The following is a 19,451-nucleotide window of genomic DNA, read 5'->3' as shown; positions in this document are numbered from 1 at the left end:
TATTACTAAAGTATAAAGCTAAACTGTAAGCTTAAAGCGCGTTGACTGTTTTGATAACGTTATCAACGGTAAAGCCAAAGTGTTCAAGTAATACATTACCTGGTGCAGATTCACCAAAAGTAGTCATACCTACTACCGCGCCGTTTAAACCAACATATTTAGCCCAAAAATCAACATGAGCAGCTTCAATAGCAACACGTTTAGTAACGTTAGCAGGTAATACAGATTCTTTATAATCACTTGTTTGTGCGTCAAAAACATTGGTTGATGGCATAGACACAACACGAACCTTTGTACCTTGTTCTGTCAGTGATTTAGCAGAATCAATCGCTAATGCTACTTCAGAGCCTGTAGCGATAAGAATTACGTCAGGAGTTCCTTCACAGTTCTGTAAAATATAGCCACCTTTAGCAATATCACTTACTTGTGTTTGACTACGTACCATTGCTGGTAAGCCTTGGCGTGAAAAAATTAAAGCAGAAGGTGCTTTTTGGCTTTGTACAGCAGCTTTCCATGCAACAGCTGATTCAGTTGCATCGCATGGTCTCCATGTAGTTAAGTTTGGCGTAGTACGTAAATTTGTTAATTGCTCTATTGGCTGATGAGTTGGACCATCTTCACCTTGACCAATTGAATCATGCGTGTAAACAAAGATATTTTGAATACCCATTAAGGCGGACATACGTACAGCATTACGTGCATATTCCATAAACATCATGAAAGTAGCGCCGTAGTTGATGAAACCGCCATGTAATGAAACACCGTTCATTATGCCGCTCATACCAAATTCACGTACACCGTAGAATATGTAATTGCCAGCTGGATCAGTTTCAATACCTTTTGAGCCAGACCACAATGTTAAATTTGAACCGGCTAAATCGGCAGAGCCGCCTAACATTTCTGGTAATACAGGACCAAAAGCTTCAATAGCATTTTGTGAAGCTTTACGTGAAGCGATATTCTCACCATTTTCATGACATTGTTGAATAAACTCATTGGCTTTTTCTTCAAAATCTTGTGGTAATTCACCTTTAATTACACGACGTTCAAACTCACTTGCTAGTTCTGGGTAAGCCGCTTGGTAAGCCGAGAATTTTTCATTCCAGCTTACTTGCTTAGCTGCGCCTTTTGCTTTTTGATCCCATTGTGAATATACATTTTCTGGTACTTCAAATGGTGCGTGTGGCCAGTTTAAAAATTCGCGTGTGGCTGCTATCTCATCATCACCTAATGGTGCGCCATGACAATCATGTGTGCCTGATTTATTTGGAGAGCCAAAACCTATAATAGTTTTACAACAAATCATACTTGGTTTGTCAGTCACTGATTTTGCTTCAACAATTGCTGCTGCAATCGCTTCGCTATCATGGCCATCAACACTAATTACGTGCCAACCATAAGCTTCAAAACGTTGTGGAGTGTTATCTGTAAACCAACCTTCAACATGACCATCAATAGAAATACCATTGTCATCCCAAAAAGTGATTAATTTGCCTAATCCTAATGTGCCTGCTAATGAACAAACTTCGTGAGAAATACCTTCCATTAAACAACCATCACCTAAGAAACAATAAGTAAAATGATCAACTATGTCATGATTTTCGCGGTTAAATTGAGCAGCTAAAGTCTTCTCAGCAATAGCCATACCTACGGCATTAGAAATACCTGCGCCTAATGGACCTGTTGTTGTTTCAACACCAGGAGTATAACCATATTCAGGATGACCAGGAGTTTTAGAGTGTAATTGACGGAAGTTCTTTAAATCATCAATAGATAAATCATAACCAGATAAATGTAATAAAGAATAAATTAACATTGAACCATGGCCGTTCGAAAGAATAAATCTATCACGGTCTGCCCAATTAGGGTCAGTTGGGTTATGGTTTAAATAATCACGCCATAAGACTTCAGCAATATCTGCCATGCCCATAGGGGCACCTGGGTGTCCTGATTTTGCTTTTTGTACGCTATCCATGCTTAAAACACGAATGGCATTGGCTAGTTCTTGACGCGATGACATATTAGCTCCGATCTACTTTTTATTAAAAGGGTATAATTGAATTGCGCGTATTTTCTCTTACCATCAGGTATATCGCAAATGATATTGCATAATTTTTTATACTTTTTTCTGCTACTTAACTGCAAAAGTCCAATTTTAGGATGAAAAATCAAATATATTGATCTTTATCGAAAATAGAAATGTTAGGGATCTTTCGTATTTTTATGATCACTATTTAAAACCTAGCAATAAGAACAGATAGACTAAATTTTTTATAAAAACATAATAAATAATAGAAAAATCAATAATTGCCTTGAATTATCAAATCAAATAGTTTAGTTTTTAATCAGGTTGTTTATATCAATATATTTTTACTATAAATATATTGATTGGAAGTACAAAAAAATAATAAGAAAAGACAACTAATGTAAGAAATAAATTAAAATAAAAATAAAAATTAGGTAGTTAAAATGCGAAAGTCATCCTCGAAGGGGTTAAAGTTGACAACGGTTATTTTTGCAGTATTTGTAATGACCGTTTCAGCAATATTGAGTAATAACTCAGTAGCTGATGACATGGAAGTAAAAGCAGCACAAACAGAATCAGAATAAAAACTTATTGAATGAAATTGAATTTTATCAATAATAATTAATTAAGCCCTGTACTCAGTATGAATACAGGGCTTTTCATTATTAACAATAAGCTCGCGAATATAAGCTAATACCAGTTTCATTAATTAAGTGAACAATTATATACGTAGAAAAAATTGCCAAATACAAGGCATTTATTTCAATAACTAGTTATTCTAATTATTAAATAAATAACGATGTAGTTGGTGATTTTAGCAAGTAGGAATGATCACATAGTTAGTGAGATTGGTATAACTCAATGGACTTGATATTATTCTAGAATAATATCAACTTGACGTTTATTGCTTTGTTCAGAAATAACAATTCGAATCATATATTGCTCTTGCTGATAAATTAAAGTTAAGTAATTTTGATGTTTTTCTTGAGTAACAGGTTGACCAAATTGCAATGAATAGAAAGCAGTCACTTGTTTTTTAGTCGATAAAGTAAAGTAGTTTAATACTGAAGGAGTATCATTTGTAAAGTCGGCAAATACTTGCGCATCTTCTAACTGAGGTAGTGTAAAGAGAGTGTTTTTAACCGTCTCATTTGCAACAGATACCATACTTAAATTTAATATAATAGCTGCTATTAATATTGTGTATTTACTTATACCTTTCACTTTCATTTACTAAATTCCTATTACTTCAATTCAGCTATCCTCAATATAGATGATTCTTCAATAAAGTTCGAGTTTACGCCCAATAAAACGCTTATTGAGCGATAGATTACTTTCTAGTTTATAAGAAGTCTTTACGATAATGATCAACCCAAAGAGCCGTTGCACCACAAATTGCAACCGGCATAATAATTAGATTAACAATAGGTATCATGGCGAATATTGTTACCGTAATGCCAAAACTATAACTTAATCCTTGTTGTTTTTTTAATGCCTGTTTCATATCGAAAAAAGAAATTTTATGATTGTCAAAAGGGTAATCTTTATATTGAATTGCCATCATCCAAGCTACAAATAAAAACCAAATAACCTGTCCTATAACTGGCAATATCCACATTAAAACAAAGAAGCCGATAGCTCTAGGAATGTAATAAGCTAGTTTTGTCCATTCTCGGCCTAAAGCCCTTGGGGTATCTTTTACAATGGTTAACATACTATCATTTGAACTAGTTTCGCCGACTAAAAGGTTTTCTACTTTTTCAGATAATAAACCATTAAATGGGGCCGCTAGCCAATTCGCAGCAGTACTAAATAAAAAAGAGAAAATTATTAATACTGAAACAACAGCTAAGGGCCATAAAACAGTGCTAAGCCAATCGAGCCAACTTGGTAACCACCCCATAATTATCTGCATATAAAGTTCTAACTCTCTATATATATAATAGAATGCACAACTAAAAAGCACTAAATTAACTAATAACGGTATAAAAACAAATCGACGAATACCTTTTAAACGAATAAGTTCGAAACCCTTGAATAAATAACCGGCACCACTTTGTGCTAAAGGGGTATTTTCTGTAGTAAATTGTTTGTTTGTAGATCTAGACATGTATAAATAATGACACCTTTAATATTAATAGACTGATTATAAAGTCTGATTGCATGTAATTACAGTACTAACTTGTTACAAAGTGGTACTATTTCTGTTAGAGTTTATATGGTATTTTATTTTTATTCATCATACTTTTTTTCTCGCTGAATTATATATCTTGAGGTAATATAGCTATGATAAGAAAGGCTATAATAATCACAATTTTCCTTAAAAAAGAATTACAAGACAGGCATAACAATGGAAGATAATTTCAGAAACGCATTAATTATTCTTAGCGGTGTTATCATTGCTGCTATATTTATTCATGGTTTATGGACCATTCGAAAGCAAAAAAATCCTTATAAACTAAAAACCAATAAGACAAAGGTTGAAGTTGAACCAGTATCCAGAGATTTTGATGGTAGCGGCTTCGATCAAGACGGTGTCGGCCAAGTAAAAGTATTAAGACAGGCTAATGAACCTAGGGTCGAAAGTGAAAAAGATTTTGAACAGGATATTAGTCTAGAAGAAATTCGCCATTTAGAAAGTGGTCAGCATAATGACCTTTACAATGATTTTGTAACGAATGAAAAATTTTCTGCTCATAATATAGGCGCTAAAGAGCAAGGTACTAAAGTAGAAATAAAAAAAGAAATCACTTTAGAACAACCTATGTATCAGCAACCTGTAACTAAAGCAAAACCAGTAAGGGTAAATACGAGTGGAACTGCTAGCAAAAACTATACGCCAACAAAACCTACTGAGTCGCTGTCTGAAGAAGAAATAAAAAGAAACCAAATTGAAATTAATTTTGGTGAAGGTTTATCTGCTGAAGATGAGTCTATGAAAAATTTTACTATTGATGATATTGAGAATAACTCTCAAAATAATTCTACAAATAGTACTCAAGAGAAAGAAGTTGAAGTAAAAAATCTTGAGACACAAGTAATTATTTTAAGTGTAGTAATGCCGGATAATCATCAAATGTCAGGTGCTGCACTTTTACCTAGCTTATTAACGTTAGGCATGAAATATGGTGAAATGAATATTTTCCATCGTCATCAAGACAGTGCTGGTAATGGTGCTGTAACCTTTAGTTTAGCTAACATGCTCAACCCAGGATCTTTCGAGTTAGATACAATGGAAACATTTGTGACACAAGGGGTAAGTTTATTTATGACCCTTCCGAATGCCGGTGACCCTTTTGCTGCGTTCGAACAAATGTTATTAGCCGCTAAGCAATTAGCTGCTCAATTCAATGCACAATTACTTGATGACAAGCGTAATGTAATGACTAAACAAACAGAGCAGCATTATGTGAGCAAAATTCGTGAGTTTGATAGACAACATCGCCTTGCTCGATTTTAATAATAAATCTTTAGTCACTGTTTAATTAACTAAGGTTAATCAGTGACTCCATTAAAGCATTTTCTGCCTTTTTTTGAGTTAATACCCCATGTCTACAGCTGACCTTCCGCAAGCGTTATTTGAAAAAGTAAAACAACTTCATAAAGAAATTAATCAGTATAACCATCAATATTATGTACTTGATCAACCCAGTGTTCCTGATGCTGAATATGACAGGCTAATGCGTGAGTTATTATCAATAGAACAAGAATATCCTGAACTGAAATTCCTGGATTCACCTAGCCAAAAAGTTGGTGGTCAAGCGCTAAAAGCATTTAGCCAAGTAACTCATCAAATACCGATGTTATCGCTTGATAATGTTTTTTCAAGTGAAGAATGGGCAGCTTTTATTAAGCGTATTCAAGATCGATTAAATAGCGATAAGAAACTCGTTATTTGTGCCGAACCAAAACTTGATGGGTTAGCGGTGAGCTTACGTTATGAAAAAGGTTTTTTGGTGCAAGCGGCCACAAGAGGCGATGGCAGTATTGGTGAAAACATTACTGAAAATATTCGTACGATTAAATCAATTCCTTTAAAGCTTATTGGTGAAAGTGGTATTGACTACCCTGATGTTATTGAAGTTCGAGGCGAAGTTTTTATGCCTAAAGCGAGTTTTGAACGCCTAAATGAAATGGCAATAAAGAAAGGTGAAAAATCATTTGCAAACCCTCGTAATGCCGCCGCCGGCAGTTTACGACAATTAGATTCAAAGGTTACCGCTAAGCGCAATTTAGATTTCTATGCCTATGGTCTCGGCTTTGTGGGGGAGCTTACAGTAAATAATACACTTGCAAATGAGCAAGTTTTTTTGAAAAACTCACATTATCAACGCTTATGTCAAATTAAGTCTTTAGGTTTACCTATGTGCCCTGAAGTTCGCTTACTCGATGATCAACAGCAAGTTCAACACTTTTATCAAGATATTTTAAGTAAACGAGATCAGCTTAGTTATGAAATAGATGGCACTGTATTAAAAGTTGATAATATTTTATTGCAAGAAAGGCTTGGTTTTGTTGCACGAGCACCACGATGGGCGATGGCCTATAAATTCCCTGCCCAAGAGGAATTAACCGTTATTGAAGACGTTGAATTTCAGGTAGGACGTACTGGTGCTATTACTCCAGTAGCGCGTTTAAAACCAGTATTTGTAGGTGGCGTTACTGTTTCAAACGCAACGTTGCATAATCAAAGTGAAATAGAACGTTTGGGTTTGAAAATCGGTGATACGGTTATTATACGTCGAGCTGGCGATGTGATACCTCAAATTGTTTCGGTTGTACTTGAAAAACGTACAGAAGACGCTAAAGACGTCATATTTCCACAAACTTGTCCTGTTTGTGACTCTAAGGTGAGTAAAGTAGAAGGTGAAGCTGTTCTTAGATGTACAGCAGGACTATTCTGCCAAGCACAAAGAAAAGAAGCTATTAAGCACTTTGCCTCGCGTAAAGCGCATGATGTTGATGGTTTAGGCGATAAATTAGTAGAGCAATTGGTCGATGAAGGCCTTATTTCGACACCGGCTGATTTATTTAGCTTAACTGAAATTGATATTAGCACTATGGATCGTATGGGGCTAAAATCGGCTAAGAATTTAATTACCTCGATAGATAAAGCAAAACATACTACATTGGCTAAATTCATTTATGGCCTTGGTATTCGAGAAGTCGGTGAAGCGACAGCAGCTAACTTAGCCAATTACTTTTACACATTAACAGCAATTCGAACTGCAAGTTTCGAGGCTCTACAAGCTGTTGATGATGTAGGGGCTATTGTTGCTAAAAACATTGTTAACTTTTTTAAAGAAGAGCACAATTTAGCGGTTGTATTAGCATTAGATGCTATCATGACTTGGCCTGATATTGTTGTTAAAAGTGCTGATGAATTACCATTAGCAGACCAAACGTTTGTTTTGACCGGCACTTTAAGCCAAATGGGGCGAAGTGAAGCGAAAGCTGCTTTACAGCTTTTAGGTGCTAAAGTCTCAGGTAGTATCTCAGCAAAAACTCACTTTTTAGTGGCAGGTGAAAAGTCAGGTTCAAAATTAATCAAAGCACAAGATTTAGGTTTGGCTGTGTTAACCGAAGATGATTTAGTCGCTTTATTAGCAAAGTATAATTAATCTTAACTAGGATCTGTTGATCTTTCGTGGTTAAATTTTGTTCGAGACAAAAGCGTTTTAATCGAGGCGAGTAGTGTGTAGCTTAGTCACTCTAAGCAAAGATTACTTAACAAAGAGGAAAGGGCCTTTAGCCGAACCCTTCGGACAGCGTTTATTGGCCATTTTTATGGTGTTATCGCCTTTTAATGCGGAACATCCACATGACAAAGGCTCTGTTTTTCATAAAAAGCCAATAAATAGCTGCAAAAGCAATCTCGAAAGATCAACAGATCTTAATAATTTATTTATAATAAAAAGAGAATTTCATGACTAAAATTTTGATAACCGTATTTATCCTTTTCGTGCTGTTTAATGTTTCAGCTCATGGTATGGGCAATAATAAAGTCGAACTGACAGAAAAGCAGGTTAGGGTGCTTCAATCGTTAAACTTAAATGAAAATAAGCCATCTAACGATAGAGAAAATATCAAAACTATTCGTTTGAAAGTTTCAACGTTGAAAGATAATCAAGGGCAAACTTATTTAGGTGCAATTGTTAGTCGTGCAGAGCTATCAGTGTATTTAATTCAGTTAGAAGAATTATTAGGGGAAGATTTTCAACAATATAGGGCATTTCAAGCAGCACGAGATCATCAACTATTTCATATGACATTAATTAGTCCACCAGAATACCAACTAGCAGATAAAGCATTAATTGAAAAATTCCTTGCCTCAGATATTACAGGTGATTTAGCGAACCAAGTTAATATTAATTTACTTGGTTTAGGCACAGTTGAACGCGATGATAATAAAACCTACTTTGTTGTTGCACAAAGCGCTGATGGACAATTAATTCGTCAACGTTTTTTATTAAAAAGTAAAGGTTTTCACATAACTTTAGGCTTTAAACCAAGTGATATTTATAGCGTTACAAAAGACAGCACCACATTAATTAATTAAGTTTAAAGCCTATACTGAATCCTTAATTTTTTGTCATTCGCCAGAACGCAATACCAGCAGTAAAGAACAATATCATCGGATAAAATGCATGAGATATGACTGCTATTGGCGAAATACCTAACGTTGAACCTAATAATAACGCTTGTGCTCCATAGGGTAATAAACCTTGGTTAATACAGGCAAACACATCGAGTAAACTGGCCGATTGTGCCGGTGTTAATTCCCCGTCATTGGCTAAATCCTTTGCTGTTTCGCCTGTTATAATAATTGATACTGTATTGTTGGCTGTAAAAAAGTTACAACCAAAAGTTAATCCTGCAATACCTAAACCAGCGGCACGCTTCTTATTATGTGGGCTTAATTTCTTTGCGAACGACTCAATAGTTTTTGTGAGAGCGAATAATCCACCTTGATGGCGAATTAATTCACTTAAACCACCAATAAATAATGACAGAATAAAGATATCTTGCATGCTAGAAAAGCCAGCATTGATATCAGTTATTAACGCTGATAATTGATAGTCGTTGGTTAACATGCCAATTGCTGCTGCCAATACTATACCTAACGCTAATACGACAAAAACATTAACACCCGAGAGAGCAAGTATGAGAATAACAATATAAGGAATAAGACCGAAAACGGCAGGGTCACTAACCAGTTGATAATCAATATCTTGTCCTGAAATTGAGAATATAACTAAACAAACAATGGCTGCAGGTACCGCAAATTTAAAGTTAACTCTAAATTTATCCTTCATGTGAGCACCTTGACTACGTGTTGACGCAATAGTCGTATCAGAAATTATAGATAAGTTATCACCAAAAATTGCACCTGAAATTAAACAACCAGCAACTAATGCTGAGTCTATACCGGCAGACTCTATAAAACCTAAAGCAATAGGAGCAATAGCGGCAATGGTTCCCATTGAAGTACCCATGGCCGTTGATAAAAATGCAGCAACTAAGAATAAACCTGGTAATAATAGGTAAGTTGGAAAAAATGCTAGACCTAACTGCACACTAGCATCAACACTACCTGTTGCTTTAGCTACTGTTGCAAAAGCACCTGCGAGTAGATAAATAATACACATAGTCATTATGTTGGCGTGGCCTGCGCCACTAATAAATTGCCCTATTTGTTTATCAATAGGCTCTTTACCTAATACCTTGCCTAAGTATATAGCAACAAAAATAGCAGGAATTATAGCGATGCTAGCAGGGAGCTGATAAAAAGCGAATTCAACGCCTTGTAGCGTTAAAATAATACCTGTACCTAAAAAAATGCCAAGAAATACAGCAAAAGGTAATAATGCAATTAAACTTTTTTTCTTCGTTGTTGGTTTGTCTTCTGCTATAGAAGTAGTCATAAATATTTATTCTTACTATGGATGGTACATGCGTTGCTTATTATATTCGTTAAATCAACGTGGTGTGAAGTAGTGATTTGTATTTATATTTAAACCGCTTATAAAAAATAACAAATTGCGATACTCGTCCCCTACATACTAGTAAAGCTTTATGATAAACTCTCGCAAATTTTTAAAAAAGTAAGTGAAAAAATATGTCTGAAAACAAATACGAAACAATTGAGCAACGTGTAAGCTACGGTGTAGGTCGTCAATTAGGTGATCAATTACGTAACAACCCTTTTAAAGAATTTGATATTACTGCAGTACAAGCAGGTATTGCTGATGCATTAACTAATGCTGCAAGCCAAGTATCAGATGAAGACTTAAATGAAGCTTTCACTGTAGTTTCTAAAAAGTTACAAGAACAAGAGCAAGCCATCGCTAAAGAAAAAGCAGCTGAAGGCGAAGCCTTTTTAGCTGAAAATGCTAAACGCGATGAAGTTACTGTTACAGAGTCTGGTTTACAATACGAAGTAATTGAAACTGGTGACGGTGATAAACCAACAGCTGCTAGCACTGTTCGTGTTCATTATCATGGTACATTCTCAAATGGTGATGTATTTGACAGCTCAGTTGAACGTGGTCAGCCAGCAGAGTTTCCAGTTGGCGGCGTAATCGCTGGTTGGACAGAAGCATTACAGTTAATGACTGAAGGCAGCAAGTGGAAGCTAACTGTTCCTTATAATTTAGCGTATGGTGAACAAGGCTCACAAGGTGCTATCCCACCTTATGCTACTTTAGTATTTGATGTGGAATTAATTAGCATTGTTAGCTAATTCAATTATTTTAAAGCCCTCAATTGAGGGCTTTTTTTTAAGTGAAAATTAATCTAATTTATCTCGCAGGTGTAAAATAAAGTGCAGACTAAAAAAGTAACGTTATTTTTAAAAGAATATTTATCAGCATTCGTCCATTATGATCTTAATAAGGCTGCTGCTAATTATCATTTACCTTGTACTTTGCATACACCAAATCAAATTGTTTTAGTGAAAAACATTAAAGCATGTCAGCAAGAGCTTACTACGATTTTTAACCAATTACAGCAAGAAAAAACCAGTGATATACTTATCAAAAAAGCAAGTTACTCTTTAGTCACTGAGCATTTATTGTTAGTGAGTGTTGATTGGGAGTTTCTTAATGATAAAGGGGAAATATTTGCTGATTTCTGTGCAATATATCATTTGATTTTAATTGATAATGCACTGAAAATTGTTAATGTTGTTTCCCATGATTTATCCAACTCACAAACATTAGACTATCCTGTTATGCTGACAGGTTAACAGTAGAGAATAGAAATGAAAGTAAAAGTAGCAATATTAGGCTGTAGTGGCCGAATGGGTCGTAATCTTATTCAAGCAGCCCATGAACATGAAAGTATTGAACTTATTGGCGGCAGCGTTCGTGCTAGTTCTTCATTTGCAGGATTTGACCTGGGTGAATTAGCCGGTATTGGCGCAATGGGTTTAACTACCGTGACTGAGTTAAGCCAGTTGAACGACGCAGAAGTCTTTATTGATTTTACATCGATAGAAACTTCGCTTGAAAATATTAACTGGTGTAAAGAAAATAATAAGGCGTTAGTTATTGGCACAACAGGGTTTAACGACGAACAAGTTAGCATTATTAAAGAGGCCGGAAAGTCAATGCCTATCGTGCTAGCACCTAATACCTCAGTTGGTGTTAATTTAATGTTTAAACTACTTGAAATTACTGCCAAAGCCATTGGTGATTATACTGACATCGAAATTTTTGAAGCTCATCATCGATTTAAGAAAGATGCTCCTTCTGGAACCGCTGTTAAAATGGGGCAGGTAATTGCTGATACTTTAGGCCGAGATCTTAATGAATGTGCAGTGTATGGCCGAGAAGGAATTACAGAGGAACGTAGCAGGGAAACCATTGGTTTTGCCACTGTTCGAGCTGGAGATATTGTCGGTGAGCACACGGCTTATTTCGCCGATTTAGGTGAACGTATAGAAATTACACACAAGGCAAGTTCTCGAATGACTTTCGCTTTAGGTGCTATGAGAGCCGCATTCTGGTTGAGTGAAGCTGATAATGGCTTTTACGATATGCAGGATGTTTTAGGCTTAAAATAATAGATAACTACTACTTTTAACTACTTGACGGTTAAAAGTGGCTAAATCACATAAAAGAATAGGTTTTTGAAAATTTCACTAGACGAAAGTAGTCTACAAGCGTAAAATAAGTGGATTTTGTCAAAAATTTAGCTTTAAGCCGTTTTTTGGCATTTTTTATGTGCAAATTTTGTGATTGTTTTATCTTGCTTCTGAAGAGAACTTAAACATTGTTTAAATTTTCTTTAATAGTAAAGGTACTGCATTCTTTTCTTCTTTTTTGGAGGTTACATTGGCTATATCTGCGATTTTAGTACTGGAAGACGGTACTGTATTTAAAGGCACCGCAATTGGTGCAAAGGGAACGGCTGTTGGTGAAGTAGTATTTAATACTTCAATGACAGGTTATCAGGAAATCCTCACCGATCCTTCATATGCAGAGCAAATTATCACGCTAACTTACCCGCATATTGGAAATACAGGTACTAACTGTGAAGATAAAGAATCAGATTCTATTTTTGCTAAAGGTTTGGTGATTCGTGATTTACCATTACTAGCAAGTAACTTTAGAAGTGAACAAAGCTTAAGTGAATATCTTATTGCCAATAATATATTAGGTATAGCTGATATTGACACACGTAAACTCACACGTATTTTACGAGAAAAAGGCGCACAAAATGGTTGTATTCTAACTATTGATGACGCTAATGAAGGTAGTTTACAAGCCGCAGAAAGTAATGGCTTAACACAAGCTAAAGCATTTCCTGGCCTTAAAGGAATGGATTTAGCTAAAGTTGTTTCAACTAAAGAGCAATACCAATGGACTTCAGGTAGTTGGGCGCTAGGTAGTGCCATGGGCGAAGGTTTCTCTGAACCAGAAAGTTTCGACTTTCATGTAGTTGCTTATGATTTTGGTGCGAAAAGTAATATTTTACGTATGTTAGTAGACCGCGGTTGTAAATTAACGGTAGTACCAGCACAAACACCAGCAAGTGATGTATTAGCCATGAACCCTGACGGTATATTTTTATCAAATGGCCCAGGTGACCCTGAACCATGTGATTATGCTATTACTGCAATTAAAGAATTCTTAACAACAGATATCCCTGTGTTTGGTATTTGTTTAGGTCATCAGTTACTTGGTTTAGCCAGTGGCGCTAAAACGGTCAAAATGAAATTTGGTCATCATGGTGCTAACCACCCGGTGAAAGATATTGACCGCGATGTAGTAATGATTACTTCACAAAACCATGGTTTTGCTGTTGATGAAAACAATTTACCTGATAACTTAAGAACAACACACAAATCGTTATTTGATGGTTCTTTACAAGGTATTCATCGCACAGACAAACCAGCCTTTAGTTTCCAAGGTCACCCAGAAGCAAGTCCAGGTCCACACGATGCAGCACCATTGTTTGATCATTTCATTGACTTGATTAACGAATATAAAACCGACGCCAAAGCAAAACAGGCTTAACCCACACCCTTGACAAGAGAAGAGAGAATACAGACATGGCAAAAAGAACAGATTTAAAAAGTATCTTGATCTTAGGTGCAGGCCCAATTGTTATTGGTCAGGCTTGTGAATTCGATTACTCAGGTGCGCAAGCATGTAAAGCATTACGTGAAGAAGGTTACCGAGTTATTTTGGTAAACTCTAACCCTGCAACAATTATGACTGACCCTGATATGGCCGATGCAACTTATATCGAGCCTATTCACTGGGAAGTCGTTAGAAAAATCATTGAAAAAGAACGTCCTTGTGCCGTGCTACCTACTATGGGTGGCCAAACAGCATTAAACTGTGCGCTTGAACTTGAAGCTAAAGGCGTTTTAAAAGAATTTAATGTTGAAATGATTGGCGCAACTGCTGATGCAATTGACAAAGCAGAAGATCGTAGCCGTTTCGACAAAGCGATGAAAGCTATTGGCTTAGATACACCACGTGCTGAAATTGTTCACACAATTGAAGAAGCTCATGCTGCAAGTAAAAACTTAGGTTTTCCTTGTATTATTCGACCTTCATTCACCATGGGTGGTTCAGGTGGTGGTATTGCTTATAACATCGAAGAATTTAATGAAATTTGTACTCGTGGTTTAGACCTTTCACCAACATCAGAATTATTAATTGATGAATCATTAATTGGTTGGAAAGAGTACGAAATGGAAGTTGTTCGTGACAAAAATGATAACTGTATCATTATTTGTTCAATTGAAAACTTAGATCCAATGGGAATTCACACCGGTGACTCTATTACCGTTGCGCCAGCGCAAACGTTAACAGACAAAGAATACCAAATTATGCGTAATGCTTCACTAGCTGTATTACGTGAAATTGGTGTTGAAACAGGTGGTTCAAACGTACAATTTGGTGTTTGCCCTGATACTGGTCGTATGGTTATTATTGAAATGAACCCTCGTGTATCACGTTCATCAGCGCTAGCGTCTAAAGCAACAGGCTTCCCTATTGCCAAAATAGCAGCAAAATTAGCGGTAGGTTATACCCTTGATGAATTAACAAATGATATTACTGGTGGTAAAACACCAGCATCATTTGAACCAACAATTGATTACGTAGTAACTAAAATACCACGTTTTAACTTTGAAAAATTTGCGGGTTGTGAAGATAGATTAACGACGCAAATGAAATCAGTTGGTGAAGTTATGGCTATTGGCCGTAATCAACAAGAGTCAATGCAAAAAGCATTACGTGGTTTAGAAGTGGGCGTTAATGGTTTTGATTCTATGGTTGATGTAACACAGCCAGGTGCTAAAACCAAAATCATGCATGAATTACAAGAAGCGGGTTCTGATCGTATTTGGTATATCGCTGATGCATTTCGTTTAGGTTTAACGGTTGATGATATTTTCCGTTTAACTAAAATAGATCGTTGGTTCCTAGTACAAATTGAAGACATCGTTTTAGAAGAAGCCAAAGTAGCCGAAGGCGGATTGAAAATTCTTAATGCTGACTATTTACGTAAACTTAAACGTAAAGGTTTTGCTGATGCTCGTCTTGCTGATGTTATTGGCGTTTCAGAAGCTGAAATTCGTAAAAAACGTCATAATGCTAACATTTATCCAGTTTACAAACGTGTAGATACTTGTGCTGCAGAATTTAGCTCAGATACTGCTTACATGTATTCAACTTACGATGAAGAATGTGAAGCTAATCCTACAGACAAAGAATCGATTATGATTTTAGGTGGTGGGCCAAATCGTATCGGGCAAGGTATCGAATTTGATTACTGTTGTGTTCATGCTGCATTAGCGCTACGCGAAGATGGCTATGAAACAATCATGGTTAACTGTAACCCTGAAACAGTTTCAACGGATTATGATACTTCAGACCGACTATATTTTGAGTCAATTACCTTTGAAGATGTACTTGAAATTGTTCGAATTGAGAAGCCAAAAGGCGTTATTGTACAATATGGTGGTCAAACTCCACTTAAACTTGCTCGTGCTTTAGAAGCTGCAGGTGTGCCAATTATAGGTACTTCTCCTGACGCTATTGACCGTGCTGAAGATAGAGAGCGCTTCCAACAAGCGGTAGATCGTTTAGGTTTACTACAGCCTGAAAATGCGACTGTTACATCAATAGATGAAGCAATGGCAAAAGCTGAAGCAATTGGCTTCCCATTAGTTGTTCGCCCATCTTATGTATTAGGTGGTCGTGCAATGGAAATCGTTTACGATTTAGATGATTTACGTCGTTATATGACAGAGGCAGTAAGTGTATCGAATGATTCACCAGTATTGTTAGATCACTTCTTAGACGATGCGATTGAAGTGGATATTGATCTTATCTGTGATGGCGAAAAAGTGGTTATTGGCGGCATTATGCAACACATTGAACAAGCCGGTGTTCACTCTGGTGACAGTGCTTGTTCATTACCTGCTTATAGTTTAAGCCAAGAGATTCAAGATGTAATGCGTAAGCAAGTAACAGACCTAGCGTTTGAGTTAGGTGTTATCGGTTTAATGAATACACAAATGGCTGTTAAAGGTGATAAGGTTTATTTAATTGAAGTAAACCCTCGTGCAGCACGTACTGTACCGTTTGTATCAAAAGCGACATCTGTACCATTAGCGAAAGTTGGTGCCCGAGTTATGGCTGGAAAGTCACTTACCGAGCAAGGTATTACTGAAGAAGTTATTCCACCGTTTTATTCGGTAAAAGAAGTGGTTATTCCTTTCAACAAGTTCCATGGTAGTGATCCTTTAGTTGGCCCAGAAATGCGCTCAACAGGTGAAGTTATGGGCGTCGGTGACACTTTTGAAGAAGCCTATGCTAAAGCTAATTTAGGTGCTGGTGTATCTGTACCTAAGTCGGGTAGAGCATTAATTTCAGTTCGTAACTCTGATAAAGTGCGTGTAGTTGAACTCGCTAAACAAATGGTTGCTTTAGGTTATGAACTTGATGCAACACACGGAACCGCAATTATCTTAGGTGAAGCGAATGTTCCAGTACGTTTAGTTAATAAAGTACATGAAGGTCGTCCACATATTCTTGATAGAATTAAAAACAGTGAGTATAGTTACATTATTAATACTACTGAAGGGCGTAAAGCTATTGAAGATTCTAAAGTATTACGTGGTGGCGCACTTCGCTACAAAGTTGCTTATACGACAACATTAAATGCTGCATTTGCAGCCTGTCAAGCACATGCTGCAGATGACAGAAATACTGTTACGTCTATTCAAGAGTTACATAAGCGTTGTAAATAGTATTTAATTTACAAAACATTATTTTAATAAAGGTGGTTACTGTCTATTCATAGAATGGATAACCACCTTTCTTGTTATAAAAAGAAGAGTAAAATGACAAAATATCCAATGACACTTCTTGGTGCCGAACAGTTAAAAGAAGAACTAAAATTTTTGAAAACAGAAAAACGTCCTCGCATTGTGAAAGACATTGCTGATGCACGAGAACATGGTGATTTAAAAGAAAATGCTGAATACCATGCGGCAAAAGAAGAGCAAGGTTTCTGCGAAGGACGAATTCAAGATATTGAAGGTCGTTTATGTAATGCTCAAGTTATTGATGTAACTAAAATACCTAATCATGGCAAAGTTATATTTGGTGTGACGGTTACCTTACTAAATATTGATACAGAAGAAACAGTTAAGTATCAGATTGTTGGTAATGATGAAGCAGATATTAAGCTAGGACAAATTTCAGTAAACTCACCTATTGCTCGCGGTTTGATTGGGAAAGTGGTTGATAGTGAAATTGAAATTAGCACGCCAGGTGGCGTAATAGAATACGAAATTATGGCTGTAGAGCATATTTAGCTAATAATCTAAATCGGTTGACTTAATTTGGGCGTAAGTACTAATTAAAGTCACATTAAATAGATTCATTTAAAACCCAACATTATTATTAATGTTGGGTTTTTTTATGCTTTTTATTTAATAATTAGAACAACTAGTTATTGAAATAAATGCCTTGTATTGGCAATTTTTTCTACGTATAAAATTATTCACCTAATTGATGAAACTGGTATTATTTAGTTGACAACTTCAGATATTAATATATATTCTAGTGATATCGTTTTGATATCATAATTATTTGTTTTAAGGGTTGAGCATGAAAGAGAAAAAAGGTTTTTCGATCAATGGCTATGGTATTTTTCTTGCCTATTGCTAATTATCGCGATGGTTATTAATCAAGTTGTTAATTATAATGTAGGGATTTTATTCTTCATTGGCATCGCGTTTATAATTTTTATATTACCTGGTTTTTTTATGGTACAGCCGAATCAGGGAAAAGTGATGACCTTTTTCGGTAGTTATGTTGGTACAGCAAAGTCTAATGGTTTACGTTGGAGTATTCCTTTTTTTAAACGTAAAAATATTTCACTTAGAGTACGAAATTTTGAATCAAACCAAATGAAAGTGAATGATAATCACGGTAATCCTATTGAAATAGCAACTGTAGTTGTTTGGTCGGTCGATGATACTGCAGAAGCGATGTTTGAAGTTGACGATTATATTAGTTTTGTCAATATTCAAAGTGAATCAGCCTTGCGTAATATGGCGACTAGTTATCCGTATGATCAACATGATGGCGATGAAATTGCTTTAAGAAGTCATCCTAAAGAGGTCTCAGAAGCATTAAAGATCGAGATACAAGAAAGGTTAGAAAAAGCCGGTGTAAGAGTACATGAAGCACGTATTAGTCATTTAGCTTACGCGCCAGAAATTGCTAATGCAATGTTACAACGCCAACAAGCATCTGCCATTATTGCTGCGAGAAGATTAATTGTTGATGGCGCTGTCGGTATGGTTGAAATGGCACTAACGCAACTTTCTGAAAAATCAATTGTTGAGCTTGATGATGAACGAAAAGCTGCCATGGTAAGTAACTTATTGGTAGTGCTATGCAGTGATAAAAGCACACAGCCTGTTGTGAATACTGGCAGTCTTTATTAGCCACAATAAAAATTACTATAGGAGTTATTATGGCGGCTAAAAAAAGCTTTCCATTAAGAATAAACCCTGATGTATTAGCAGCAATACAGCGTTGGTCTGACGATGAACTTCGCAGTGTTAATGCACAAATTGAATATGTTTTACGAAAAGCATTAGTTGACTCAGGACGAGTGAAGCTAATTCAAAAAACGATAACTATTGTTGAAGAGAATAAAGATAAGAATTAGCTAAGTTTTATACTGTTTTTTTATGTTATTTATATTAATTAAAAGCACTTCATAATAAGGATATTATGGTGCTTAATTATTTTTATCTTCTTGGTTTCTTTGCTGAGCAAGTGCTTGAAGCTGTTTAGATTGTTCATGTAAACTTGTACGCACTAATATTTCTCTGTCGTCTTCACGTATAAAATGAAAAATAACCTTGTGTAAATAGTTACTATCAATTTCTTCTATTTCGATAACTTCACCATAACAATACACGGCATAATTTTCGCTTTGTAAAAAAATCTTTAATTCAAGAAGTTGTGATGGTTCAAAAGCTTTTTTGCTAGTAAACAATAAGCCACCACCACCAAATTTTATACCTTGGTATCTATGTTCTTCATCATCTTCTTGTTTTAATATGTAGCCAATCAGTAAGTCAATTTTACTTGATTGATGATTTAAAAATTCAACCAGTTTACTCGCAACGCCAGATAGAGCTTGCAATGGGCGTAATGCGGCTTGATCTAAACTTGACATGTCACTGGCCATTTTAAATGGCGTTGGCATGTTGTTAATAAACTCGTCATAAGTAGGGTTTTTGTTTTTATCAAGCGCTAATATATTAATTGAAAAGTCATGTTCAATTGAAAAAAATTCATTATATTTTACTAGCTTTTGTTCTGTTATTTCTTTATTCATTATCGTCACTTTGATTACATGAATTTTATACTAC

General features: G+C 35.8%; 17 protein-coding genes. 12 read left to right on the top strand and 5 right to left on the bottom strand.

Going from position 1 to position 19,451, the window contains the following annotated elements:
- Positions 1 to 31: 31 nt before the first annotated feature.
- Entirely contained in the window at positions 32 to 2,020 is a 1,989-nt protein-coding gene (gene tkt / locus GQS55_RS14255) for a transketolase (protein WP_159821141.1), read from the bottom strand.
- 449 nt (positions 2,021 to 2,469) lie between these two features.
- Between tkt and GQS55_RS14250 the strand changes: the two genes are divergently transcribed.
- Positions 2,470 to 2,610 carry a hypothetical protein gene (locus tag GQS55_RS14250; RefSeq protein WP_159821140.1) on the top strand — a complete coding sequence of 47 codons (141 nt, stop codon included), beginning with the start codon at positions 2,470 to 2,472 and terminating at the stop codon, positions 2,608 to 2,610.
- A 289-nt stretch (positions 2,611 to 2,899) separates the two neighbouring features.
- Here the strand turns inward: GQS55_RS14250 and GQS55_RS14245 are convergent, their stop codons facing one another.
- Both GQS55_RS14245 and cysZ read right to left on the bottom strand, forming a co-directional pair.
- On the bottom strand, positions 2,900 to 3,256 hold the full coding sequence (locus tag GQS55_RS14245; protein WP_159821139.1) for a hypothetical protein: 357 nt from the start codon (positions 3,254 to 3,256) through the stop codon (positions 2,900 to 2,902).
- Between the two features lie 112 nt (positions 3,257 to 3,368).
- Entirely contained in the window at positions 3,369 to 4,136 is a 768-nt protein-coding gene (gene cysZ / locus GQS55_RS14240) for a sulfate transporter CysZ (RefSeq protein ID WP_159821138.1), read from the bottom strand.
- Between the two features lie 240 nt (positions 4,137 to 4,376).
- Here cysZ and zipA point away from each other — a divergent pair, with 240 nt between their 5' ends.
- The 3 genes from zipA to GQS55_RS14225 all read left to right on the top strand — a co-directional run bounded on the left by zipA (position 4,377) and on the right by GQS55_RS14225 (position 8,585).
- Positions 4,377 to 5,486, top strand: a complete 1,110-nt coding sequence (gene zipA / locus GQS55_RS14235) for a cell division protein ZipA (RefSeq protein ID WP_159821137.1) — start codon at positions 4,377 to 4,379, stop codon at positions 5,484 to 5,486.
- An 88-nt stretch (positions 5,487 to 5,574) separates the two neighbouring features.
- Positions 5,575 to 7,647 carry an NAD-dependent DNA ligase LigA gene (gene ligA, locus GQS55_RS14230; RefSeq protein WP_159821136.1) on the top strand — a complete coding sequence of 691 codons (2,073 nt, stop codon included), beginning with the start codon at positions 5,575 to 5,577 and terminating at the stop codon, positions 7,645 to 7,647.
- Between the two features lie 305 nt (positions 7,648 to 7,952).
- Positions 7,953 to 8,585, top strand: coding sequence for a hypothetical protein (locus tag GQS55_RS14225; protein WP_159821135.1), 633 nt, complete (start codon positions 7,953 to 7,955; stop codon positions 8,583 to 8,585).
- Between the two features lie 22 nt (positions 8,586 to 8,607).
- Here GQS55_RS14225 and GQS55_RS14220 read toward each other — a convergent pair whose 3' ends face one another.
- On the bottom strand, positions 8,608 to 9,951 hold the full coding sequence (locus tag GQS55_RS14220; RefSeq protein ID WP_159821134.1) for a Na+/H+ antiporter NhaC family protein: 1,344 nt from the start codon (positions 9,949 to 9,951) through the stop codon (positions 8,608 to 8,610).
- Positions 9,952 to 10,145: 194 nt separating this feature from the next.
- On the opposite strand from GQS55_RS14220, the gene GQS55_RS14215 reads away from it, so the two are divergent.
- The 8 genes from GQS55_RS14215 (at position 10,146) to GQS55_RS14180 (ending at position 18,739) form a co-directional block, all read left to right on the top strand.
- Positions 10,146 to 10,769, top strand: coding sequence for an FKBP-type peptidyl-prolyl cis-trans isomerase (locus tag GQS55_RS14215; RefSeq protein WP_159821133.1), 624 nt, complete (start codon positions 10,146 to 10,148; stop codon positions 10,767 to 10,769).
- 81 nt (positions 10,770 to 10,850) lie between these two features.
- Positions 10,851 to 11,273, top strand: a complete 423-nt coding sequence (locus tag GQS55_RS14210; protein WP_159821132.1) for a hypothetical protein — start codon at positions 10,851 to 10,853, stop codon at positions 11,271 to 11,273.
- A 15-nt stretch (positions 11,274 to 11,288) separates the two neighbouring features.
- Complete coding sequence (gene dapB / locus GQS55_RS14205) at positions 11,289 to 12,092, top strand: 4-hydroxy-tetrahydrodipicolinate reductase (protein ID WP_159821131.1); 804 nt, start codon at positions 11,289 to 11,291, stop codon at positions 12,090 to 12,092.
- Positions 12,093 to 12,363: 271 nt separating this feature from the next.
- On the top strand, positions 12,364 to 13,548 hold the full coding sequence (gene carA / locus GQS55_RS14200; protein WP_159821130.1) for a glutamine-hydrolyzing carbamoyl-phosphate synthase small subunit: 1,185 nt from the start codon (positions 12,364 to 12,366) through the stop codon (positions 13,546 to 13,548).
- 35 nt (positions 13,549 to 13,583) lie between these two features.
- Positions 13,584 to 16,802: a carbamoyl-phosphate synthase large subunit gene (carB, locus tag GQS55_RS14195; protein WP_159821129.1), complete on the top strand. Its 3,219-nt coding sequence runs from the start codon at positions 13,584 to 13,586 to the stop codon at positions 16,800 to 16,802.
- 93 nt (positions 16,803 to 16,895) lie between these two features.
- Entirely contained in the window at positions 16,896 to 17,372 is a 477-nt protein-coding gene (gene greA, locus GQS55_RS14190) for a transcription elongation factor GreA (RefSeq protein WP_159821128.1), read from the top strand.
- Between the two features lie 453 nt (positions 17,373 to 17,825).
- The gene (locus GQS55_RS14185; RefSeq protein WP_236559647.1) at positions 17,826 to 18,512 is read left to right on the top strand and encodes an SPFH domain-containing protein; all 687 of its coding nucleotides are present in this window, start codon (positions 17,826 to 17,828) and stop codon (positions 18,510 to 18,512) included.
- Between the two features lie 29 nt (positions 18,513 to 18,541).
- Entirely contained in the window at positions 18,542 to 18,739 is a 198-nt protein-coding gene (locus GQS55_RS14180) for a hypothetical protein (protein WP_159821126.1), read from the top strand.
- A 72-nt stretch (positions 18,740 to 18,811) separates the two neighbouring features.
- Here the strand turns inward: GQS55_RS14180 and GQS55_RS14175 are convergent, their stop codons facing one another.
- Positions 18,812 to 19,417 (bottom strand): PilZ domain-containing protein, encoded by a 606-nt coding sequence (locus tag GQS55_RS14175; protein ID WP_159821125.1) that lies wholly within the window; start codon positions 19,415 to 19,417, stop codon positions 18,812 to 18,814.
- Positions 19,418 to 19,451: the final 34 nt, after the last annotated feature.

The sequence above is a fragment of the Colwellia sp. 20A7 genome, from assembly GCF_009832865.1.
Classification (GTDB): domain Bacteria; phylum Pseudomonadota; class Gammaproteobacteria; order Enterobacterales; family Alteromonadaceae; genus Colwellia.
The sequence above is the reverse complement of the archived record's forward strand: the minus strand, read 5'-3'. Positions and strand labels throughout refer to the sequence as shown.